A 22,459-nucleotide genomic window follows, 5' to 3' on the forward strand; every position below is an offset into this window, starting at 1 on the left:
AGGAAATGCCGGTTCGACCAGCGAATAATTGCAACCGGACTGTGGATGAACGCAACCTTCGTTGCACTGTACTGTCCGTGAACGCACCGCGAGGAGGAGTTCATGCCCGGAGGCAGGCTGACGCTCGACGACCGCCGCCGCATCGCGGGCTGGCTCGCCGACGGGCTCGGGTACGCCGAAATCGGACGGCGGCTCGGCCGCCCGACCTCCACCGTCAGCCGGGAGGTGGCCCGCAACAGCACGTCGGGCGGGTACCGGCCCGCCCGCGCGCAGGAAGCCGCCGGCCATCGCGCCCGGCGACGCCGGCGCCGGCCGGGCGGCGAGCCGGCCGAGGGCGTGCGCGGCTTCGTGGACGAGTTCGCGGCCCTGCTGGCCGCCACCGGCCTGCCGCGGATGACCGCCCGGGTGTTCACCTGCCTGCTCACCGCCGAGGCCGGCGGCCTGACCTCGGCCGAGCTGGTGCGGCAGTTGCAGGTCAGCCCGGCGTCGGTGTCCAAATCCATCGGTGCCCTCGAAGCGATGGAGCTGGTCGCGCGCCGGCCGGACCCCGGCGGCCGGCGCGAGCGCTACCGCGTCGACGACGACGTCTGGCTCCGGGCGTGGCAGGCCGACACCGGCGCCCACGGCCGGCTGGCCGCCGCCGCGCACCAGGGCAGCGAGCTCTTCGGCCCGGACACGACCGCCGGCGCCCGGCTCGCCCGGATGGGGCGGTTCTTCGGGCAGCTCAGCGAGCAGATGGGCGGCAGCACCGTCGGGGAGGCCGCCGGCTACGACGCCTTGACCGTGGTCGCCGCACTGGTGCACGCCCGCCGCCCGCTGACCGTGGCCGAGCTCGCCACCGCGTTGGGCTGGCCCGAGGACCGCGCGGCGGTCGGCCTGGACGCGATCCGGCGGCGCCCGGCCCTCGCCGATCCCCTCGCCCTGCACGACGCCGGCTCCGGGACGGTCACCGTCACGGCGAGGCCGGATCGCCTGAGCCCGGCCCAGCGCGAAGGGATCCGCCGGTTCCGCGCGGATTTCCCGGCCGCGGTGGCTACGGTGGAGGGGTGCCGCACCTCTTCGCCACCAGCGACCTCCACGTGACCCACGAGGGCAATGGCCCGATCCTCGACTCGGTCGTGCCGGAAACCCCCGAAGACTGGCTGCTCGTCGCCGGCGACGTCGCCGAGCTGGCCGAAGCCACCATCGGGACGCTGAAGACCCTGCGCAGCCGGTTCGCGAAGGTCGTGTGGGTGCCGGGCAACCACGAGCTGTGGACGACGAAGAACGACGAGTGCCAGCTGCGGGGCCAGGCCCGGTACGAGCACCTGGTCGAACGGTGCCGCGAGATCGGCGTGCTGACGCCGGAGGACGAGTTCCCGGTCTGGCGGCACGGCCCGCGGCCGCTGACGATCGCGCCGCTGTTCCTGCTCTACGACTACAGCTGGCGGACCCCGGACGCGGAGGGCAAGCCCCTGGACGAGGCCCTGCGCCAGGCGCGCGAGGCCGGGGTGGTCTGCACGGACGAGTACTTCCTGCACCCGGACCCGTACCCCAGCCGCCAGGCGTGGTGCGAGGACCGGTTGAAGATCAGCACCGAGCGCCTCGACATGATCCCCGGCGACCACGGCACGATCCTGATGTCGCACTGGCCGCTGCACCGCCACCCGACGGCGCCGCTGTACTGGCCGGAGTTCGCGATGTGGTGCGGCACGACGCAGACCGAGGACTGGCACGTCCGCTACCGCGCGGAGATCGCGGTCTACGGCCACCTGCACATCCCGCGCACCACCGAGGCCGACGGCGTCCGGTTCGAAGAGGTCTCGCTGGGCTACCCGCGCGAGTGGCGGAAGCGGGCGCGGGGTGCGGTGCCGATGCGCCGGATCCTCTGGCCGTCCTGATCGGCGGCGTGCCGCCGGGGGTGGCCCGGGGGGCGATCCGGGTGGCCGCGGACAGCCGAACACACCCAGCTCGCCCGAGCCGCTGCTGAGGGCTCGGGCGCTCTGGCCATCCCGATCGGGCGAGCTGCGGCCGGTCGGCGTGATCGGCCGGCCGTCATGATTCCGCGCGCCGCCGTTCCCGGAGCGCGCGGACCCGGCCCCGGCTGGCGCAGGCCGGTGACGGGCACCAGCGCCGCCGGCCGCCCGGGTCGGCGAACACGCCGCGGCAGTCCTGCTCGGGGCAGGCGCGCAGGTCGTGCCGCAAGGGGCCGGTGAGCCAGTCCGCGGCCTGGTGCGCCAGCCGGGCGAAGGCGGCGTCCGCGGTCGGCGGGGCGCTGCGGTGCAGCCGGTCGAGTGCGGCCAGGTGCACCGGCTCGGTCTTGAGGAACGCCGTCAGCGGGCTCACCTGGCCGGCTTTCGGCGGAATTCCGTCGACCGCGCCCAAGGCGAGTTCGCGCAGGACCTCGCGCAGCCGGTGGGCCTCGCGCAGGTCGGCGTGCGTGACCGGCGCGAGCGGGGTCAGCTCGGAGCGGGCCAGCCAGTCGCGCAGCCGGTCCACGGTCGGCAGGCGCTCGACCGGCTGGGAGCCGAAGTGGCGGCCGCGGGTGGCGAGCAGGTTCAGCCAAGGTGCGCCCATGTCGAGGCGGAAGTCTTCGGACACCTCGCCATCGTAACGGTTGAGGCGTTACACTCGCCGTCGTGACTGGGGAACTCAAGGTCCGCACGGTGCTGGGCGACATCGATCCGGCCGAACTCGGCGTGACCGACGCGCACGACCACCTCTTCTTCGCCTCGAAGCTGCTGCCGGGCCAGGAACTGGACGACCCGACCGCCGCCGCCCACGCGCTCCTCGAGTTCAAGGTGCGGGGCGGCGCGGCGCTCGTCCAGTGGACGCCGTACGGCCTGACCCGGCGCACCCGCGACCTCGCCTGGATGTCGGAGGAGGTCGGCGTGCACGTGGTCGCGGCCACCGGCCTGCACCGCGTGGAGCACTACGCCCCGGTGATCCTCGGCCGCGTCATCGACGGGCTGGTCAAGGAGTTCGTCGCCGACCTCACCGAGGGGACCCAGCCCGCCGACCTGCCCGACGAGCCGCGGACCGGGCCGCGGGCCGGGCTGGTCAAGGTGGCCGGCGCGTTCCACACGATCGACTCCCACGCCCGGCTGACGATGACCGCCGCCGCGGTCGCCCACCAGGAGACCGGCGCGCCGATCGCCGTGCACCTCGAACTCGGCACGGCGGGCCTGGAGACGATCGAACTGCTCTGCGGCAAGCTCGACGTTCCGCCGGACAAGGTGATCCTCGGGCACCTCAACCGGAACCCGGACCCGCGGCTGCAGCGGGAGATCGCCGGGACCGGCGTGTTCCTCGGGTTCGACGGCCCGTCGCGGGCCAACCACGCCACCGACTGGCGGCTCTTCGACGGCCTCGAAGCGCTCGTCGAGGCCGGGCACGGCGGGCAGGTCCTGCTCGGCGGCGACACGACCACCGCCGCCGCCCGCGACCAGCCGGGCGCGTCCTACCTGCTCACGACCCTGGCCCCGCGGCTGACCGAGCGGCTCGGCGGCGACGTCGTCACGGCCATGCTGGTGGCGAACCCCGCGCGGGCGTTCGCCACCGGCTGGCGGTGACGTTCAAGCGTGGTGACTCAGCGCAGGCCGAAGCCTTCCTGCCCGCCGCCACGGCCGCGGCGGCGCAGGTAGCGCTCGAACTCGGCGGCGATCTTGTCGCCGCTGACGTCCTGCTCGGCGACCTCGCTCTGCGCGTCGCCCCGCTCCTCGAGGCTGCGGACGTACTCGCTGATCTCTTCGTCCTCGTCGGCCATCTCGCTGACCGTGCGCTGCCACTCCTCGGACTGCTCCGGCAGGGCGCCCAGCGGGATCTCGACGTCGAGGATGTCCTCCAGCTTGTGCAGCAGCGCCAGCGTCGCCTTCGGGGACGGCGGGTGCGACACGTAGTGCGGCACCGCGGCCCAGATCGAGACGGCCGGGATGCCCGCCTGCACGCAGTAGTCCTGCAGGATGCCGACGATGCCGCTCGGGCCCTGGTAGTTGTTCAGGTCGAGGCCGTACAGGGACGCGGTGTCCTTGTCGTAGGCCGTCCCGGTCACCGGGACCGGCCGGGTGTGCGCGGTGTCGGCCAGCAGCGCCCCCAGCGTCACCACCGTCGCGACGTCCAGCTGCTTGATGTGGTCGAGCAGCTCGGCGCAGAAGGCGCGCCAGCGCATGTTCGGCTCGGGACCCTGCACGAGGACGACGTCGCGGTCGAACCCGTCGGGGCGGCACACCGAAAGCGTTGTCGTCGGCCAGTCCACCCGTCGAGTGACGCCGTCCACCATCCGGACGGTCGGGCGGCTGACCTGGAAGTCGTAGTAGTCGTCGGGCTCCAGCTCGGCCAGCGGCGTGGCGTCCCAGTTCAGCTGCAGGTGCTCGACCGCCCGGCTGGCCGCGTCACCTGCGTCGTTCCAGCCTTCGAAGGCGACCACCATCAAAGGCCGGGTGGGTTCGGTGCGGTCGCCGGGCGGCCGCGGGGTCTCGTCGACGGGCTCACTCACCGGACCAGCCTACGACCACCGGCCTTACCCTGTTCAGCATGTCCGACCGCCTGTCGTCGCCCTTCCTCGACGCCCTTTGCTCGCGCGTCCTGGTGGCGGACGGCGCGATGGGCACCGCCCTGCAGGCCCACGACCTCAGCCTGGCCGACTTCGACGGCCTCGAAGGCTGCAACGAGATCCTCAACGTCACCCGGCCGGACGTGGTCCGCTCGGTGCACCGGGGCTACCTGGAGGCGGGCGCGGACGCCGTCGAAACGAACACTTTCGGGGCCAATTTCGCCAACTTCGCCGAGTACGGCATCACCGGGCGGATCTTCGAACTCGCCGAGGCCGGCGCCCGCCTGGCCCGCGAGACCGCCGACGAATTCGCGACGCCGGACCGCCCGCGGTTCGTGCTCGGCTCGATCGGGCCGGGCACGAAACTCCCGACACTCGGCCACGCGCCGTTCACCACGCTGCGTGACGCCTACCGCGAGGAAGTCCGGGGCCTGCTGGCCGGTGGCGCCGACGCGGTGATCGTCGAGACCACCCAGGACATCCTCCAGACGAAGGCGTCGGTCATCGGCGCGAAGCGGGCGATGGCCGCCGAGGGCCGATCCGTGCCGATCCTCGTTTCGATCACCGTCGAAACGACCGGCACGATGCTGCTCGGCACCGAGGTCGGCGCCGCGCTGGCCGCGCTGGAGCCGCTCGGCATCGACGCCATCGGGCTCAACTGCGCCACCGGGCCCGCCGAGATGAGCGAGCACCTGCGGCAGCTGGCCAAGCACGCCCGGGTGCCGCTGTCGGTGATGCCCAACGCCGGCCTTCCGGAACTCGGCCCGGACGGCGCGATCTACCCGCTCGGCCCGGAAGCGCTGGTGGCGGCCCTGACCGGGTTCGTGCGCGAGTTCGGCGCCGGCCTGGTCGGCGGCTGCTGCGGCACGACCGGCGAGCACATCCGGCAGCTCGCCGCGGCGGTCGCCGGCACCGCGCCGGTCCCGCGGCGGCCGCGGCCCGAGCCGGGCGTGTCGTCGCTGTACCAGGCGGTGCCGTTCAAGCAGGACGCCAGCGTGCTGATGATCGGCGAGCGGACCAACGCCAACGGCTCGAAGGCCTTCCGCACCGCGATGCTGGAGGGCCGCTGGGACGACTGCGTCGAGATCGCCCGCGAGCAGACCCGCGACGGCGCCCACCTGCTCGACCTGTGCGTCGACTACGTCGGCCGCGACGGCACCGCGGACATGGCCGAGCTCGCCGGGCGCCTGGCCACCGCCTCGACGTTGCCGATCATGCTCGACTCCACCGAGGTGCCGGTGCTTCGCGCGGGCCTGCAGCGGCTCGGCGGCCGGTGCGCGGTCAACTCCGTCAACTACGAGGACGGCGACGGCCCGGAATCCCGCTTCACCCAGGTCATGGACCTGGTCGGGGAATACGGCGCCGCCGTCGTCGCCCTGACCATCGACGAAGAAGGCCAGGCGCGCACCGCCGCGAAGAAGGCCGACATCGCGTCGCGGCTGATCACGGACATCACCGGCAAGTGGGGCCTGCGGACGTCCGACGTCATCATCGACGCGCTCACCTTCACCATCGCCACCGGTCAGGAGGAGTCGCGCCGCGACGGCATCGAAACGATCGAAGCCATCCGCGAGATCAAGCGCCGCCACCCCGAGGTGCAGACCACCCTCGGCCTGTCCAACATCTCCTTCGGCCTCAACCCCGCCGCGCGGCAGGTGCTGAACTCGGTGTTCCTGCACGAGTGCGTCCAAGCCGGGCTCGACACCGCCATCGTGCACGCGTCGAAGATCCTCCCGATGGCGCGGATCCCGGACGACCAGCGCGCGGTCGCCTTGGACCTCGTCCACGACCGCCGCCGCGAAGGCTACGACCCGCTCCAGGAGCTGATGGCCCTGTTCGAGGGCGTCAGCGCGGCGTCGTCGAAGGCGTCGCGCGCCGAAGAGCTGGCCGCCCTGCCCCTGTTCGAACGCCTGGAACGCCGGATCGTCGACGGCGAGCGCACCGGCCTCACCGACGACCTCGACGCGGCCCTGGAGCAGCGGCCCGCCCTGCAGATCATCAACGACACGCTGCTGTCCGGCATGAAGACCGTCGGTGAGCTGTTCGGCTCCGGGCAGATGCAGCTGCCGTTCGTGCTGCAGTCCGCCGAGGTGATGAAGGCCGCCGTCGCCCACCTCGAGCCGCACATGGAGACCGGCGACGACTCCGGCAAGGGCCGGATCGTGCTCGCCACCGTGCGCGGCGACGTGCACGACATCGGCAAGAACCTCGTCGACATCATCCTCTCCAACAACGGCTACGAGGTCGTCAACCTCGGCATCAAGCAGCCGATCACGACCATCCTCGACGCGGCCGGCGAGCACGGCGCCGACGCCATCGGGATGTCCGGGCTGCTGGTGAAGTCCACGGTGATCATGAAGGAGAACCTCCAGGAGATGAACTCCCGGGGCGTCGGGGCGCGCTGGCCGGTGCTGCTCGGCGGCGCGGCGCTGACCCGGTCCTACGTGGAGAACGACCTGAGCGAGCTTTACCTCGGCGACGTCCGCTACGCGCGGGACGCCTTCGAAGGCCTGCGGCTGATGGACGCGATCATGGCCGCCAAGCGCGGGGAATCGCCGCTGGTGGACGCCGACGCGGAGAAGAAGCGTCAGGAGCGCAAGGAACGCCGCGAACGCTCGCTGCGGATCGCCGAGGCGCGCAAAGCCCGCAAGGCCGACGAGGAAGCCCTCGAAGGGCCGCCGCCCGCGCGCTCGGACGTCGCCACCGACGTCCCGCTGCCGGTCCCGCCGTTCTGGGGTTCGCGGGTGGTCAAGGGCGTCGCGCTCGCCGACTACGCCGCCATGCTCGACGAGCGCGCGACCTTCATGGGGCAGTGGGGGCTCAAGGGCGCCCGCGGCGGCGCCGGGCCGACGTACGAGGAACTCGTCGAGTCCGAAGGCCGGCCGCGGCTGCGGTACTGGCTGGACCGGCTGACCGCCGACGGCGTCTTGGCCCACGCGGCCGTCGTCTACGGCTTCTTCCCGTGCGTCGCCGAGGGCGACGACCTCGTCGTGCTCACCGAGCCGTCCCTCGACGCGCCGGAGCGGCTGCGGTTCACTTTCCCGCGCCAGCGCCGCGACCGGCGGCTCTGCCTGGCCGACTACTACCGGCCACGCGAAGCCGGTGAAGTGGACGTCGTGCCGTTCACCGTCGTCACCATGGGCCAGCCGATCGCCGACTACGCGAACGAGTTGTTCGCGGCCGACGCCTACCGCGACTACCTCGAGGTCCACGGCCTCGGTGTCCAGCTCACCGAGGCGCTGGCCGAGTACTGGCACTGCCGCATCCGCCAGGAGTTGACCTTCCCCGGCGGTGTGGCGGTCGCCTCAGAGGACCCCGACGACGTCGAAGACTTCTTCAAGCTCGGCTACCGTGGGGCGAGGTTCTCCCTGGGCTATGGCGCCTGTCCCGACCTCGAAGACCGGGCGAAGATCGTCGCCCTCCTCGAACCGGGCCGGATCGGCGTGAAGCTGTCCGAGGAGTACCAGCTGCACCCCGAGCAGTCGACCGACGCGATCGTCTGCCACCACCCGGAAGCGAAGTACTTCAACACCTGAGGGAGATCCACTGTGCCGAGTTCCGTCTCCGCGGCAAAGAGTGCGTCGACGGTGGACGGACTCGTCGCCGTGCTGTGGGACATGGACGGCACGCTCGTCGATTCCGAGAAGCTGTGGGACATCGCCCTCTACGAGACGGCGGAGTGGCTCGGCGGCAAGCTTTCCGAAGAGCAGCGGATGACGCTCGTCGGGTCCAATATGGACGACACCTCGGCGTACCTCCTCGAAGTGGCCGGCCTTCCGGTGACGCCCGAGGCGATCGCGTCGACGGGCGCGGAGATCCGCCGTCGCACGGCCGGGTTGTTCGACGACGAGCTGCCGTGGCGCCCGGGCGCGCGCGAAGCGCTGACGGCGGTGCGCGAGGCGGGCTTGCGGTCGGCACTGGTCACTTCCACCGAGCGGGACCTGACCGAACTCGCCCTGAACACGATCGGGCGGGACTTCTTCGACGTGACCGTCTGCGGCGACGAGGTCGAAGGCCTGAACAAGCCGCACCCGCGCCCGTACCTCAAGGCGGCCGAGCTGCTCGGTGCCGACCCCGCGCGCTGCATCGCGGTGGAGGACTCCCCGCCGGGCACGGCGTCCGCGGTCGCGGCGGGCTGCACGGTGCTGGTGATCCCGAACGACGTCCCGGTCGAGGCGGGGGAGCGGCGCGTGTTCCGCGACTCCCTGGTGGGCATCGACGTGCCGGCGCTGGCGGCCCTGCTCGGCTGACCACGACCATGTCGCTTTTCCGCTAGCCCGGGGTGGCCCGGGTCCGCGATGCTGACGTGGTGCATGAGGACTTCGAGCGGTGCGTGCGCATCGTGCAGGCGAAGGACGCCCGGTTCGACGGGTGGTTCTACTGCGCGGTGCTGACGACCCGGATCTACTGCCGGCCCAGCTGCCCGGTCGTGCCGCCCAAGCGGCAGAACATGAGCTTCCACCCGAGCGCGGCGGCCGCCCAGCAGGCCGGGTTCCGGGCGTGCAAGCGCTGCCGTCCGGACGCCAGTCCCGGCTCGCCGCTGTGGAACGAGCGCGCCGACCTGGTGGCGCGCGCGATGCGGCTGATCGCGGACGGCGTCGTCGACACCGAAGGTGTCAGCGGTCTCGCCGCCCGGCTCGGCTACAGCGTCCGGCAGGTCGAACGGCAGGTGTTCGCCGAACTCGGCGCCGGACCGCTGGCGCTGGCCCGGGCCCAGCGCGCGCAGACCGCGCGCACCCTGATCGAGACGACCGCGCTGCCGATGACGGAGCTGGCCCTGGCCGCCGGGTTCGGCAGCATCCGGACGTTCAACGACACCGTCCGCGAGGTGTTCGCCCTCTCGCCGACCGAACTGCGGCAGCGCGCGAAGGGCCGGCCTTCGGCGGCCGGGGCGCTGGTCCTGCGGCTGCCCTACCGGAAGCCGCTGTGCCCGGACAACCTCTTCGGGCACCTCGTGGCGACCGGCGTGCCGGGCGTGGAGGAGTGGCGGGACGGCGCCTACCGGCGGACGCTGCGGCTGCCGCACGGCCACGGCGTCGTCGCGCTGCGCCCCGGAGACCCCGCTGCCGGCTACATAGCCTGCCGGCTCACCCTGGCCGACCTGCGGGACCTGCCGGCCGCCACCAGCCGCTGCCGCCGCCTGCTCGACCTCGACGCCGACCCGGTCGCCGTCGACGACCAGCTCGCCACCGACCCGCTCCTCGCCCCGCTGGTCGCCGCCGCCCCCGGCCGCCGGGTCCCGCGCACCCCCGACGGCGCCGAGTTCGCCGTGCGGGCCGTGCTGGGCCAGCAGGTCTCGACGGCGGCGGCGCGGACCCACGCGGCGCGGCTCGTGGTCGCGCACGGCGAACCGGTCGACGACCCCGAAGGCGGCCTGACCCACCTGTTCCCGTCGCCCGAGGCGCTCGCCTCGCTGGATCCCGAGACGCTGGCCATGCCGCGCAGCCGCCGTCGCACGCTGCTCGGGCTGGTCTCGGCGCTGACCGACGGCCTGGACCTCGGCGCGGGCAGCGACTGGGAAGCGGCCCGGGCCGCGCTGGGCGCGTTGCCCGGCTTCGGCCCGTGGACGGTCGAAAGCATCGCCATGCGGGCGCTGGGCGACCCGGACGCGTTCCTCCCCACCGACCTCGGCATCAAGTACGCGGCGACGGAAGTTCTGGGCCTCGGCGGCCAGGCCGCCGTCGTCGCCCGCTCCGCGGCGTGGCGCCCCTGGCGCGCCTACGCCACCCAGCACCTGTGGGCCACCGGAGACCACGCGATCAACCGGATGCCCGCGGCATGAAACCGACAGGAGAACCCATGCGCACCCACGCCGTCGTCGACAGCCCGTGCGGCCCGTTGACGCTGGTCGCCGAGGGCGCCGCGCTCTGCGGCCTCTACATGGTCGACCAGCGCCACCGCCCGGACGAGCTGACCTTCGGCTCGCACGACCCCGGCGCGGAAGTCTTCGACCGCGCCGAAACCGAGCTGAAGGAGTACTTCGCCGGGCAGCGCCACGAGTTCGAGGTGCCGCTGGCCTTCGTGGGCACGCCGTTCCAGCAGTCGGTGTGGGCCGAGCTGCGCAAGATCCCGTACGGCACGACGATTTCCTACGGGCAGCTGGCGGACCGGCTGGGCAACCCCGCGGCGTCGCGTGCCGTGGGCCTGGCCAACGGCAAGAACCCGATCGGCATCATCGTCCCGTGCCACCGGGTGGTCGGCTCGACCGGCTCGCTCACCGGCTACGGCGGCGGTCTCGAGCGCAAGCGGTACCTGCTGGACTTCGAGCAGGGCGTGCTGTTCTGAGTTCGGCGCGGCGGCGGGTCCCAGCCCGTGGGAGCCGGCGTCCACGGGAGTGTGAGATGGGCAGCACCCGCGGCGGGGCGGGGCGGCGCCGCGGGGTCCGGGATGGAAGGATTCCGGACCGTGAAGACCTTCGATGAGCTGTTCGCGGAGCTTGCCGAGCGCGCGCGTACCCGTCCCGACGGGTCCGGCACCGTCGTCGCCCTGGACGCCGGGGTGCACGCCCAGGGCAAGAAAGTGCTCGAGGAAGCCGGCGAGGTGTGGATCGCCGCCGAGCACGAGTCCGACGACCGCCTCGCCGAGGAGATCTCCCAGCTGCTGTACCGGGTGCAGGTGCTGATGCTCGGCCGCGGGCTGTCGACCGAGGACGTCTACCGCTACCTGTGACGGGACGCCCGGTGCTGGACCGGGCGAGGAACGAGGAGAGAAGCGAAATGCTGCGTGTTGCCGTGCCGAACAAGGGAGCCCTCGCCGCCGCGGCGACGGAGATGCTCGGCGAAGCGGGCTACCGCAAGCGGCATGAGCAGCGCGACCTGACGGTGCTCGACCCGGTGAACGAGGTCGAGTTCTTCTTCCTGCGGCCCAAGGACATCGCCATCTACGTCGGCTCCGGCGAGCTCGACCTCGGCATCACCGGCCGCGACCTCGCGCTCGACTCCGGCGCCCCGGTCGAAGAGGTCCAGGCGCTCGGCTTCGGCGGCTCGACGTTCCGCTACGCCGCCCCGGCCGGCCGGGACTGGAAGCCGGCGGACCTGCACGGCAAGCGGCTGGCGACGTCGTATCCGCGGCTGGTCCGCGACGACCTCGCCCGCCACGGCGTCGAGGCCGAAGTGATCCGCCTCGACGGCGCGGTGGAAATCTCGATCCAGCTCGGCGTGGCGGACGCGATCGCGGACGTCGTCGAGTCGGGCCGGTCGCTGCGGCAGAACAATCTGGTGGCGTTCGGCGACCCGATCTGCGTGTCGGAAGCCGTGCTGCTGCAGCGGCGGGGCACCGAGGAGAGCAAGGCGAAGTCGCAGCTGGCCGCGCGCCTGCGCGGGGTCGTGTTCGCGCAGCAGTACATGATGCTCGACTACGACTGCCCGCGGACGCTGGTGGAGCGCGCGATCGCGATCACGCCGGGCCTGGAGTCGCCGACGGTGGCACCGCTGGCCGACGAAGACTGGGTGGCCGTGCGCGCGATGGTTTCGCGCAAGAAGGTCAACCTCGTCATGGACGAGCTCGCCGAGGTGGGCGCCAAGGCGATCCTGGCCTCGGACATCCGCTCCTGCCGCCTCTGACCACGCCGGTCGTGAGTGGTAAAGCGGGTTAGAACCCGCCTTACCACTCACGACGGGTCAGCGCGGGCGGTTGGGTTTCTTCGGCAGCAGGTCGTAGAGACCCTTGCGGGCGCCGTTGTCGTTGACGTTGCGGGCCACCGCGACCTCCGAGATGAAGTCCTCGAAGACGAACTCCTCGTCGGCCGGGACCACCGCCGGCGCGGCGTTGTGCTCCAGGTGGCTGTCCAGCGTTTCCGCGATCTCGCGGAAGGACAGCGCCTGCAGCGTCTCCGGCGCGTACGTCGTCACCGGGACGCCGTGCGCCGCCGCCTCGTTCATCACCACGCCCAGCGGCAGGTGCGACAGCATCGGGATGCCGAAGTCGTACATCTCCTGCAGCGCCGCGGCCGCGTAGTGCGAGATCGGCCGCCGGTACAGGCTCGGCACCAGGCCGAACCACGACAGCGGCTGCCGCCCGACGGTCTGCTCGACGTACCGGACCTGATCGGCCAGCAGCCGCAGGGCCCGGATGCTGGTCTTGTCCGGCTGGACCGGGACGAGGATGCCGTGCGACGCCGCCAGCGCGTTGTTCGTCAGCACGTCCAGCGCGGGCGGGCAGTCGATGACGCAGTGGTCGTAGTTGGCGAACTGGATGACCCGCGCCAGCTGCCAGCCGGGCACGCGGAACGAGTCGAGCCGCCGGATCAGGTCGAACATCCCCGGTGACGTCGGCACGACGTCGAGCGCGCCACCCTTGCCGAGGTTGCTGCGCGGGTGCGGCACGACGAGGTCCTCGATCGGCCCCTTCCACGTCTTGGCCAGCGCCTTCGCCAGGCTCGGCCGGTCCGCGGGGACTTCGGACAGCCCGAGCATCTCGGTCGTCGCGTGGCCCTGCGGGTCGAGGTCGACCAGGAGCACCCGGCGGCCCTTCTCAGCCAGTGCGGCTGCGGTGCCGACGCTCAGTGAGGTCTTGCCGACCCCGCCTTTCTGGTTGACCACCGAGGTGATCTGCATGCCGGAGCGCTCCTCAAGTCGGTCGTTCCGCGAAGGTTATTGGATGCGGGCCCGTTGTGGGTGGCTATCCGCCCCCGGCCTGTCGCGGCCGGACCATCAGCGCCTGCGCGCCGGTGGCGACCGGGCCGTCGGCGTCGTGCAGGATGCTGGTCGCCGTGCCGATGCCGTGCTTGCCGACCAGCGTGACCGCGTCGAGGCCGATCCACTCGCCGGCCGGCGTCCGCCGCAGGTGCACGGTGAGCTCCGAGTTGATGAACCACCACTGCCGCGGGTCGAGGTAGTTGGACACGCCGTTGCCGGAGTCCGCGACGGCGAACAGCCGCTGCAGGCCGCTCGGTTCCTCGCCGTCGACCAGCGGGACGCGCTGGCGGGCCCACACGGCCGCCGGGCCGGGCACGTCCATGCCGCCGCGCACCGCGCGCCACTCGACCGCGTCGAGGTAGCCGGCCTGCCAGCCCTCCGGCCACGGTGACTCTTCGACACTGCCAGCTCCGGGCAGCAGCGGGCCGGCGTCGGTGCCGATCTCCGCCGTGTCGGACGTCGCGATGCGCCACGCCGACGCCCGCGCGACGACCCGCCCGGCGCTCGCCAGCTCGGCCTGCAGCAGTTCGACCGACCGGCCGGGCCGCTCGACCCGGGCCCGCACGGTGAGCTCGGCGACCGGGGCCGGGCCGAGGATCTCGACGGTCACCCGGGCGAGCTCGGCCGGATGGGCGGGTTCGACGGTTTCGAGAGCCCGGACGAGCAACGCCGACGGCGGGCCGAAGTGCTGGGCGTCCGGCGTCCACGGCCCGGCCGTGTGCCCGGTCGCGGCGAACCGGCCGTCGCCGAGCGGGACGTAGAAGGCGTCGGCCATCAGTCGGCCCGGTCCAGCGGTGTCTCGTCGCCCGCGTCGGGCTCCGGCCAGCCGGGGTATTCGGGCGGGGTGCCGCCGTACTCGGGGCAGTGTGCCTGGTGGTCGCACCAGTTGCACAGCTTGCTCTTGTTCGCCCGGAAGTCGCCGGTCTTGCCCGCCCTGAGGATGGCCTGCCAGATGGCTTCCAGCGTGCGTTCGAAGCGCAGCAGCTCGGCTTCGTCCGGGGTGTAGGCGAGCGATTGGCCGTCGGTGAGGTACATCAGCTTGAGCTGGCGGGGCACGATCCCGCGCAGCCGCCACAGCACCACGGCGTAGAACTTCATCTGGAACATCGCCTTGGCCTCGCCGATCTCGCGCGGCGCGGCACCGGTCTTGTAGTCGACGACCCGGATCTCGCCGGTCGGCGCGACGTCGAGCCGGTCGATGTAACCGCGCAGCAGGACACCGGAGCCGAGCTCGATCTCGACGTGCAGCTCGCAGGCCTCGGGTTCCAGCCGCCGCGGGTCTTCCAGCTCGAAGTAGGCGTCCAGCAGCTTTTCCGCCGACCGGAGCCAGTCCGCGTGGTCGTCGGGCTTTCCGCCGTCGAACAGTTCGGTCCACTCCGGACGGTCCGCGGACAGCTCGCTCCACGCCGGGCCGAGCAGCTCGCGGGCCCGCGGCGGGACGCGTTCGGCGGCCGGCAGGGCGAAGAGCCGTTCCAGGACGGAGTGGACGAGCGTGCCGCGCAGCTGGGCCTTGGTCGGGACCTCCGGCAGCCGGTCGACCGCGCGGAACCGGTAGAGCAGCGGGCACTGCTTGAAGTCGCTGGCCCGTGACGGCGACAACGCGGGCCGCCGCCGCACCTCGGTGGCGACGGCGGCGGCTGGGGTGTCGGTGGTCACGGTGTCGGCGTCGGGCATGGGCAGAGCGTAACGCCGGGGTCCGACAGTTCCGGCGACCGCAACGCCCGCCACCGCCTGCCGGCCCCGACGACCCGCGTACCCCGAGGGTCGGCTCGCGTACCCCGAGGGTCGGCTTGCGTACCCGGAGGGTCGGCTCGTGTACCCGGAGGGTCGGCTTGCGTACCCCGAGGGTCGGCTCGCTCCGGCGACGAACCGACCGCCCAGGTACGCCAACCGACCGTCCAGGTACGCGAGCCGACCGATCAGGTACGCGGGTCGTCCGTCCGGGTACGTGGGTCGTCCGGTTGCGACACCGGTGGGGGCCGGATCACCCGTTACCCACACCCGGGGCTCTAGGCTCTCCGCATGGCCGCGACCAGTGAGCAGGGCACCGGGGGGACCCGGCAGGCCGTCCGCCCGGACGGTGGCCTCGTGCTGTTCCGGGTCGCCGGGGTGCCGGTGCTGCTCGCGCCGTCCTGGTGGGTCGGCTCGCTGGTCGTCGTCGTGCTCTACGCGCCGCTGGTCGGGCGGCTGCTCCCGGACGCTTCGGCGACGACGTCGTGGCTGCTGGCCGGCGCGTTCGCGCTGCTGCTGGGCCTGTCCGTGCTCGCGCACGAGCTCGGGCACTGCCTGGTCGCGCTGCGGCTGGGGATTCCCGTGCGGCGGCTGCGGCTGTTCCTGCTCGGCGGTCTGTCCGAAGTGGCCCGCACCCCGAAACGCCCGGGCGACGAAGGCCTGGTCGCCGCCGCCGGTCCCGCCGTGTCGCTGCTGCTCGGCGGCTTCTGCGGGCTGCTGATGTTCGCCGTGCCGCCGGACGGCGCGGTGTGGATGCTCGTGGCCGAGTGCGCGGTGGCGAACCTCGCCGTCGGCGTGTTCAACCTGCTGCCCGGCCTGCCCCTCGACGGCGGCCGGCTGGTCCGCGCGGGCGTCTGGGCGGCCACCGGCATCCGCGCCAAGGGCACGCGCGCGGCGGTCGCCGGCGGCGCGGTCGTCGCCGCCGGGCTGCTGGTCTGGGCCCTGTGGGGCCTGGCGACCGCGAGCCCGGACCGCTGGCTGCGGCTGGGCGTCTGCGTCGTGACGGCGTGGTTCGTGATCCTCGGCGCGCGCTCGGAGCTGGCCGCCGAAGCCCGCCGCACGTGGCCGGAAGGCCTGGTCCTGGACGAGCTGGTCCGGCCGGTGCTCCAGCTGCCCGCCGAAAGCCCGGTGTCGGACGCGCTGGCCGCGTCGGCCGGCCGGGGCGTGGTCCTGGTCCGCGCCGACGGCGTGGCGGCCGGGCTCCTCGACGTGGGCGCGGCGGAGCGGCTCGCGAGCTCCTCGCCGCACGCCCCGGCCGAGTTCGCGGCCGAACCGATCCGCGCCGAGACCGTGCTGCTGGCGTCGGAGCCGGGGGAGGACGTCGTCGAGCGGGTCCGCGAAACCGCGGCGTGGCAGTTCCTCGTGGTCGACGACGAGGGCCGCCCGGCGGGCGTGCTGCGCCGGGACGACCTGCGGGCCGCGCTGAACCGCCGTACCCGCTGACCCCGGCGCCCGCGCGGCCTGCGAAGATCTGGCGTCGGCCAAACGGGTTACAGCAGGAGGAAGTGTTGTCGGTCAGCGGACCGTTTAGCGCGGGTGATCGGGTGCAGTTGACCGACTCGAAGGGGCGGCACTACACCCTGACGCTGGCCGCCGGTGGTGAGTACCACACCCACCGCGGTGCCCTGGCCCACGACGACCTGATCGGCCGGCCCGAAGGGTCGGTGGTGACGTCCGCGGGCGGGTCGACCTACCTCGCGCTGCGCCCCCTGCTGCCGGACTACGTCCTCTCGATGCCCCGCGGCGCGCAGGTGATCTACCCGAAGGACGCGGCGCAGATCGTGATGTGGGGCGACATCTTCCCCGGCGCGCGCGTGCTCGAGGCGGGCGCCGGTTCCGGCGCCCTGACGTGCTCGCTGCTGCGCGCGGTCGGCCCGGCCGGGCAGGTGCACTCCTACGAGATCCGCGACGACCACGCCGAGCACGCCGAGCGCAACGTGGTGAAGTTCTTCGGCGAGAAGCCGGCCAACTGGTCGCTCACGGTGGCCGACCTGGCCACCCACGAGGGCGAGGTCGACCGGGTCGTGCTGGACATGCTGGCGCCGTGGGACCAGCTGCCGAACGTGGCCGCCCACCTCGTGCCGGGCGGCGTGCTGACGGTCTACGTCGCGACGGTGACACAGCTTTCGCGCGTCACGGAGTCGTTGCGCGAGCAGCAGTGCTGGACCGAGCCGGAGTCGTGGGAGACGCTGATGCGCCCGTGGCACGTGGTGGGCCTGGCGGTCCGCCCGGACCACCGGATGGTGGCGCACACGGCGTTCCTGCTCACCGCGCGCCGGCTGGCGGACGGCACGGTGTCCCCGCGGGTCTCGCGCCGGCCCAGCAAGGGCAAGGGCTGAGGGAAGTGCCCCCGCGCCGGAAGGCCGGGTTCGCGGTGGCCGCGGTCGTGGTCGCCGTGCTGCTGGTGCTGTGCGTGGGCTTCGCGCCGTCCTGGCTCGTCGGAGCTCGACTCCCGGTACCGCGGGCACGTCCACGCGCTGCTCACGTCGTTCGTCTGCGCCCGGGCGCGCCATGGGTGCCGGGGACGCCGCGTCGCGAAGGCGGTCCGGCCGGCGACGTTGCCGCCGCGATCGGCGCGCTGCGCCGCGGCGGGATGATCGAACCGGGCGTGTGGTCCGAGCTGGAGCGGGTCGACCTGCGGGACGGGGCGAACCTGGAGGGCGCGGTGTTGCGGAACGCGACCCTCACCGGCGCGACCCTGACCGGCGCGCTCCTGCGGGACGCGGATCTGCGCGGGGCCGACCTCGGCGCGGCCGACCTGGCGGACGCGGACCTGACCGGAGTCCTCGCGGACGCGACCACCCGCCGGCCCGACGGGTTCACGCCGCCCGGCACGCACCAGCGGCCGCGACCCTGACCGCGGCCGGGTGTCCGTGCCGTCGGTCTAGCCCGGCACGCACCAGCGGCCGTTCTCCTTGTGCAGCGGGAAGGGCGTGTCCTTGGTGCCGCCCGCCGCTTCGACGTGCACCTTCGCCGTCGCGGACTCGCCGCGCAGGTCGGGCGGTGCGGCCAGCTTCGCCGTGACCGGGCCCGCCGCGTCCCAGGTTCGCTGGAGGCCGGCGAGCGCCTCGGCGGTCTGCGGGCGGCAGGTGAGCTTCCCGAACGCCGCCGAGTCGTGGCGGGCGATCGCGTCGACGATCGCACGGGCCAGTACCGCCACCGCCGCGGTGTCGGCCTCGTCGGGGGCCGGGGGCGGAGCCGACGGACGGGGCGACGGGGTCCGCGTGTCCGACGCCGCGGGTGGGGAGCCGGCCGAGGCGACCAGCAGCAGCCCGAGCACGACGCCCGCCCCGGCCACGCCGAGCAGCACCAGCCCGGCGGTCAACGCGCGGTTCACCGCCGCGGGGTGCTCACGAGCCGTCCGCGTGGACGTTGGACAAGCACCAGAGCCCGGATTCCTTCTGCGCCGACATCGTGCCGACCTTGGTCTTGCTGCCGTCGGTGGCCGAGTAGCGGACCGTGGCCTTGTCGCCGGTCTCCTCCGGAGTTCCGGTCAGCTTCACCGTGACCTTCGGGATCTCGCCGGTGGTGCCCTCGAAGACGCTGCGGCAGATGGTGTCGCCGAGCGCCTTCTCGTCGCCCGCGTTGTAGGCCGCGAGGGTGGTGTCGAACAGCTCCTGGGAACTCGGCTTGCCGCTCGGCGCCGGGCCGCCCGCCGGCTTGCTGCTCTTCGACGTCGGGCTGGTCGGCGCGGTGCTCTTGGGCTTCGGGGTGGACGCCTTCGGCGCCGTCGAGGGCGGGATCGGCGCGGACGAACTGCTGCTCGCGGGCGGTGCGGCGGTCTGCTGGTCGTTGCCGTTCATGAGCACGAACGCGGTCACGCCGCCGCCGACGAGCACCACCGCGGCCGCCGCGATGCCGACGATCAGGCCGGTCTTCTTCTTGGGCGGGGGCGCTTCGCCGAAGCCGCCGCCGTACGGGTCGTGGCCGCCGAAGGACTGGGGCGGCTGGCCCCACTGGTCCTGCTGGCCGTACTGCGGGTAGCCCTGCTGGGGCTGAGGGCCCGTCTGCGGCTGGTAACCGCCCTGGCCGGGCTGGTCGTACGGCCCGGGCTGCCCGTACTGCTGCGTGCCGCCGTCGTACCCGCCGGGCTGCCCGTACTGCTGCGTGCCGTCGTACGGGCCGGGCTGGCCGAACTGCTGGGTGCCGCCGTAGCCGGGCTGGGCCTGGGGGCCGCTCTGGGGGTAGCCGCCCTGCTGCGGCTGGCCGTACGGCCCGGGCTGCTGCCCGTAGCCGTCGGGCTGCTGGCCGTAGCCGCCCGGTTGCTGCGGCGGGTAGGTCATGACAGGTGCCCCCTAGCGTTCCTTCGATAGCGCCCGGCCATCGGGGCCGGCACGGCGTCGCCCGATGCTAGCCACCGGGCCGTCCCGCCGCGCGGTTAGGGCGGAACTGGCCGGAATTGCCCGGATCCCGGGCGCGGTTGGGGGTGCGGCGGGCGGGGTACTCCCGACGTGCTTGCTTCATCCCGGCCCGGACGGACTCGTCACACACCGGCGTCACGGCACCGAAATGGCCGCTTGCGCTGCGGGAATGTCCGTGCTGGGGGTGGCCGGCAAACCGCGACGCGCCGATCTTGTGATGCGGAAAGGCCTTTTCTTGTCGGTGATCGCCGGTACCGTGGAATGAAAAGCACTCCGAGGAGGTGCCCGATGCATCATGACCTTCCCGGAGGTCGGCGCGAGGAGGCCGACCCTTCAGCAACATCCGGAGCTGGGACGACGGCGGACGAGCAGGCTCGGCAGATCCGTTTTCTCGAGGAAGAAGTGGCGCTGCTGCGCCGCAAACTGACGGACTCGCCACGGCAGAACCGCGTTCTCGAACAGCGGCTCGCCGAGGCCTCGGAAAGGGTGAGCCAGCTCACCGAGCGCAACACCAAACTGGTCGAAACCCTGCGCGAAGCGCGAGGACAGCTCCTCGCCCTCCGCGAAGAGGTCGACAGGCTGGCCCAGCCACCGTCCGGGTACGGCGTCTTCGTCGAGGCGTACGAGGACAACACGGTGGACGTCTTCACGGCCGGCCGGAAGATGCGGGTGTCGGTGTCGCCCGCGGTCGAGCTCTCTTCGTTGCGGCGCGGCCAGGCGCTGCGGCTCAACGAAGCGCTCACCGTGGTCGAGGCCGGCGGCTTCGAGCGCACCGGCGAAGTCTGCGCGTTGCGTGAGGTGCTCGCCGCCGACGTCGAGGGCGGCAGCCTTCGCGCGCTGGTGGTCGGGCACGCGGACGAAGAGCGGGTGGTCCTGCTCTCCGACCTGCTGGCCGAGCAGCCGCTCAAGCCGGGCGACTCGCTGCTGGTCGACTCCAAGGCCGGCTACGCGTACGAGCGCGTGCCGAAGGCGGAGGTCGAGGACCTGGTGCTGGAGGAGGTGCCCGACGTCCGCTACGAGGACATCGGTGGCCTCACCCGGCAGATCGAGCAGATCAGGGACGCGGTCGAGCTGCCGTTCCTGCACGCCGACCTCTACCAGGAGTACCAGCTGCGGCCGCCCAAGGGTGTCCTGCTCTACGGCCCGCCGGGCTGCGGCAAGACGCTCATCGCCAAGGCGGTGGCGAACTCGCTGGCCAAGAAGGTGGCGGCGGCGCGGGGCGACAACGAGGACGGGAAGTCCTACTTCCTGAACATCAAGGGTCCCGAGCTGCTCAACAAGTTCGTCGGGGAGACCGAGCGGCACATCCGCCTGATCTTCCAGCGGGCGCGGGAGAAGGCCTCCGAGGGCACCCCGGTGATCGTGTTCTTCGACGAGATGGACTCGATCTTCCGGACCCGTGGGTCGGGCGTTTCGTCCGACGTGGAGACCACGATCGTGCCGCAGCTGCTGTCGGAGATCGACGGTGTCGAAGGCCTGGAAAACGTCATCGTCATCGGCGCCTCCAACCGCGAAGACATGATCGACCCGGCGATCCTGCGGCCGGGCCGGCTCGACGTCAAGATCAAGATCGAGCGTCCGGACGCCGAAGGCGCGAAGGACATCTTCTCCAAGTACCTGGCCGAAGGCCTGCCCATCCACGCCGACGACCTCGCCGAGTTCGGCGGGGACCCGAAGGCGACGTTCGACGCGATGATCCAGCACACCGTCGAGCGGATGTACGAGGAGAGCGACGAGAACCGGTTCCTCGAGGTGACCTACGCCAACGGGGACAAGGAAGTCCTGTACTTCCGCGACTTCAACTCGGGCGCGATGATCCAGAACATCGTGGACCGGGCGAAGAAGTCGGCGATCAAGTCGGTGCTGGAGACCAAGCAGCCCGGTCTCCGCGTGCAGCACCTGCTCGACGCGATCGTCGACGAGTTCGCGGAGAACGAGGACCTGCCCAACACCACCAACCCGGACGACTGGGCCCGGATCTCCGGCAAGAAGGGCGAGCGGATCGTCTACATCCGCACGCTCGTCACCGGCAAGAACCAGGACTCGGGGCGGGCGATCGACACCGCCACGAACACCGGTCAGTACCTGTAGTTCGGACGCGCGATGGGGCGGCCGCTTCGGCGACCGCCCCGGCGGCTGAGGCGGGTGAGGTCTGCTTGCGGGAAGCGCAAGCAGACCTCACCCGCCTCGTGTCGTTGGGGGATGCAGCCCCCGAACCCCGCCCGGGGGCGAGCCCCCGGACCCCCGGTGTGGTCATTTGACGTCGGCCAGCTCGGTTTCCGTCGGGGTTGAGCGTCGCACGCGCAACTTTCCATGGGCGGCGAGAATTCCCAGCACCACCAGCAGCGCCCCGGCCGGCTGGTTCCAGCTCACCGGCTCGCCCAGCACCAGCACGCCGAGCAGCACGCCCACCACCGGCGTCAGGTACGTCACCGCCGAGGCGTTGGCCGCGCCCCAGGCGGCGATGATCCGGGTGTTCCAGACGTACGCGAGGCCCGTGCCGAAGACGCCGAGGGCCACCATGCTCGCCACCACCGGCAGGCTCAGGTGCACCGGCGTCGCCGCGACCACCGGGGTCAGCAGGCCCAGGATCACCGTCGCCGACGCCGTCTGCCCGAACGCAACGACCACCGGGTCCGTCCCACGAGGTGAGAGGAACCGGCGCAGATAGACGAAACACGCGCCGTAACACGCCGTCGCGCCGAGGCAGGCGAGCTGGGCCGTCAGCTCGTGCGACACGTCGATCCCGTGCCATACCCCGACGATGGTGAGCACCCCGGCGAACCCGAGCAGGAGGCCGAGCACCCGCGGCGGGGTGAACCGCTCGTCCGGCAGCGCCGCGGCCGCCAGCAGCATCGTGACCAGCGGCGTCGTCGCGTTGAAGATGCTGGCCAAGCCGGAGGAAATGTACTGCTCCGCCCACGAGAAGAGCAGGAACGGCACCACGCACAGCAGCACCGACACGGCCACCAGGTGACCCCACAGCACGGGATCGCGGGGGAGCGGCCGCCGGCGCACCACCAGGACGGCCGCCAGCGCCAAGGCGCCCAGCGCGACCCGGGCCAGCGCGACCTGGCCGGGGGAGAGCCCGGCGAGACCCACCTTGATGAACAGGAAACTCGCACCCCACACGATGGCCAGCAGCGCGAACCGCACCGTGACCCCGAACTCCACCCGTCGCATGGCCGCAGTCAAACCGG

21 protein-coding genes are annotated in these 22,459 nt (G+C 72.5%); 13 read left to right on the top strand and 8 right to left on the bottom strand.

Annotated features, from left to right (window positions below):
- The first annotated feature begins 102 nt into the window (after positions 1–102).
- Positions 103–1,083, top strand: a complete 981-nt coding sequence (locus C2L58_RS39165) for a GbsR/MarR family transcriptional regulator (RefSeq protein ID WP_103342663.1) — start codon at positions 103–105, stop codon at positions 1,081–1,083.
- Positions 1,047–1,880 carry a metallophosphoesterase family protein gene (locus C2L58_RS39170; RefSeq protein ID WP_103342664.1) on the top strand — a complete coding sequence of 278 codons (834 nt, stop codon included), beginning with the start codon at positions 1,047–1,049 and terminating at the stop codon, positions 1,878–1,880. The genes C2L58_RS39165 and C2L58_RS39170 overlap by 37 nt, the downstream gene beginning before the upstream one ends.
- Before the next feature lie 154 nt (positions 1,881–2,034).
- On the opposite strand, the gene C2L58_RS39175 is transcribed toward C2L58_RS39170, so the two are convergent.
- Positions 2,035–2,580 carry a CGNR zinc finger domain-containing protein gene (locus tag C2L58_RS39175; RefSeq protein ID WP_103342665.1) on the bottom strand — a complete coding sequence of 182 codons (546 nt, stop codon included), beginning with the start codon at positions 2,578–2,580 and terminating at the stop codon, positions 2,035–2,037.
- Between the two features lie 38 nt (positions 2,581–2,618).
- Between C2L58_RS39175 and C2L58_RS39180 the strand changes: the two genes are divergently transcribed.
- Positions 2,619–3,551 (top strand): phosphotriesterase family protein, encoded by a 933-nt coding sequence (locus C2L58_RS39180; protein WP_233226188.1) that lies wholly within the window; start codon positions 2,619–2,621, stop codon positions 3,549–3,551.
- Between the two features lie 17 nt (positions 3,552–3,568).
- On the opposite strand, the gene C2L58_RS39185 is transcribed toward C2L58_RS39180, so the two are convergent.
- Positions 3,569–4,474 (bottom strand): PAC2 family protein, encoded by a 906-nt coding sequence (locus tag C2L58_RS39185; protein ID WP_103342666.1) that lies wholly within the window; start codon positions 4,472–4,474, stop codon positions 3,569–3,571.
- Positions 4,475–4,512: 38 nt separating this feature from the next.
- Between C2L58_RS39185 and metH the strand changes: the two genes are divergently transcribed.
- From metH to hisG, 6 genes are all read left to right on the top strand, one after another.
- Entirely contained in the window at positions 4,513–8,067 is a 3,555-nt protein-coding gene (gene metH, locus C2L58_RS39190) for a methionine synthase (protein ID WP_103342667.1), read from the top strand.
- A gap of 51 nt (positions 8,068–8,118) precedes the next feature.
- Positions 8,119–8,781, top strand: coding sequence for an HAD family hydrolase (locus C2L58_RS39195; protein ID WP_199191657.1), 663 nt, complete (start codon positions 8,119–8,121; stop codon positions 8,779–8,781).
- A 59-nt stretch (positions 8,782–8,840) separates the two neighbouring features.
- A complete protein-coding gene (locus C2L58_RS39200) occupies positions 8,841–10,313 on the top strand; it encodes an AlkA N-terminal domain-containing protein (protein WP_103342774.1) in 1,473 nt (490 codons plus the stop codon).
- Positions 10,314–10,330: 17 nt separating this feature from the next.
- Positions 10,331–10,816 carry a methylated-DNA--[protein]-cysteine S-methyltransferase gene (locus tag C2L58_RS39205; protein ID WP_103342669.1) on the top strand — a complete coding sequence of 162 codons (486 nt, stop codon included), beginning with the start codon at positions 10,331–10,333 and terminating at the stop codon, positions 10,814–10,816.
- Between the two features lie 120 nt (positions 10,817–10,936).
- Complete coding sequence (locus C2L58_RS39210; RefSeq protein WP_086681128.1) at positions 10,937–11,200, top strand: phosphoribosyl-ATP diphosphatase; 264 nt, start codon at positions 10,937–10,939, stop codon at positions 11,198–11,200.
- Positions 11,201–11,247: 47 nt separating this feature from the next.
- On the top strand, positions 11,248–12,093 hold the full coding sequence (gene hisG / locus C2L58_RS39215; RefSeq protein ID WP_103342670.1) for an ATP phosphoribosyltransferase: 846 nt from the start codon (positions 11,248–11,250) through the stop codon (positions 12,091–12,093).
- A 57-nt stretch (positions 12,094–12,150) separates the two neighbouring features.
- Here the strand turns inward: hisG and C2L58_RS39220 are convergent, their stop codons facing one another.
- From C2L58_RS39220 to C2L58_RS39230, 3 genes are all read right to left on the bottom strand, one after another.
- Positions 12,151–13,086, bottom strand: coding sequence for a ParA family protein (locus C2L58_RS39220; RefSeq protein ID WP_103342671.1), 936 nt, complete (start codon positions 13,084–13,086; stop codon positions 12,151–12,153).
- A 64-nt stretch (positions 13,087–13,150) separates the two neighbouring features.
- Complete coding sequence (locus tag C2L58_RS39225) at positions 13,151–13,942, bottom strand: thioesterase family protein (RefSeq protein ID WP_103342672.1); 792 nt, start codon at positions 13,940–13,942, stop codon at positions 13,151–13,153.
- Positions 13,942–14,841 carry a RecB family exonuclease gene (locus tag C2L58_RS39230; protein ID WP_103342673.1) on the bottom strand — a complete coding sequence of 300 codons (900 nt, stop codon included), beginning with the start codon at positions 14,839–14,841 and terminating at the stop codon, positions 13,942–13,944. The genes C2L58_RS39225 and C2L58_RS39230 overlap by 1 nt, the downstream gene beginning before the upstream one ends.
- Positions 14,842–15,189: 348 nt before the next feature.
- Between C2L58_RS39230 and C2L58_RS39235 the strand changes: the two genes are divergently transcribed.
- The 3 genes from C2L58_RS39235 (at position 15,190) to C2L58_RS39245 (ending at position 17,755) form a co-directional block, all read left to right on the top strand.
- A complete protein-coding gene (locus tag C2L58_RS39235; RefSeq protein ID WP_103342674.1) occupies positions 15,190–16,341 on the top strand; it encodes a site-2 protease family protein in 1,152 nt (383 codons plus the stop codon).
- 65 nt (positions 16,342–16,406) lie between these two features.
- Positions 16,407–17,237 carry a tRNA (adenine-N1)-methyltransferase gene (locus C2L58_RS39240; protein WP_103342775.1) on the top strand — a complete coding sequence of 277 codons (831 nt, stop codon included), beginning with the start codon at positions 16,407–16,409 and terminating at the stop codon, positions 17,235–17,237.
- Between the two features lie 5 nt (positions 17,238–17,242).
- On the top strand, positions 17,243–17,755 hold the full coding sequence (locus C2L58_RS39245; protein ID WP_233226189.1) for a pentapeptide repeat-containing protein: 513 nt from the start codon (positions 17,243–17,245) through the stop codon (positions 17,753–17,755).
- 27 nt (positions 17,756–17,782) lie between these two features.
- On the opposite strand, the gene C2L58_RS39250 is transcribed toward C2L58_RS39245, so the two are convergent.
- Positions 17,783–18,235, bottom strand: a complete 453-nt coding sequence (locus tag C2L58_RS39250; protein WP_103342675.1) for a hypothetical protein — start codon at positions 18,233–18,235, stop codon at positions 17,783–17,785.
- Between the two features lie 13 nt (positions 18,236–18,248).
- Entirely contained in the window at positions 18,249–19,181 is a 933-nt protein-coding gene (locus C2L58_RS39255) for a hypothetical protein (protein WP_103342676.1), read from the bottom strand.
- 366 nt (positions 19,182–19,547) lie between these two features.
- Between C2L58_RS39255 and arc the strand changes: the two genes are divergently transcribed.
- On the top strand, positions 19,548–21,350 hold the full coding sequence (gene arc / locus C2L58_RS39260) for a proteasome ATPase (RefSeq protein WP_103342677.1): 1,803 nt from the start codon (positions 19,548–19,550) through the stop codon (positions 21,348–21,350).
- A 162-nt stretch (positions 21,351–21,512) separates the two neighbouring features.
- On the opposite strand, the gene C2L58_RS39265 is transcribed toward arc, so the two are convergent.
- On the bottom strand, positions 21,513–22,442 hold the full coding sequence (locus tag C2L58_RS39265) for a DMT family transporter (RefSeq protein ID WP_103342678.1): 930 nt from the start codon (positions 22,440–22,442) through the stop codon (positions 21,513–21,515).
- Positions 22,443–22,459 lie beyond the last annotated feature (17 nt).

This window comes from Amycolatopsis sp. CA-126428, assembly GCF_002904335.1.
In the GTDB taxonomy this organism is placed as follows: Bacteria; Actinomycetota; Actinomycetes; order Mycobacteriales; family Pseudonocardiaceae; genus Amycolatopsis.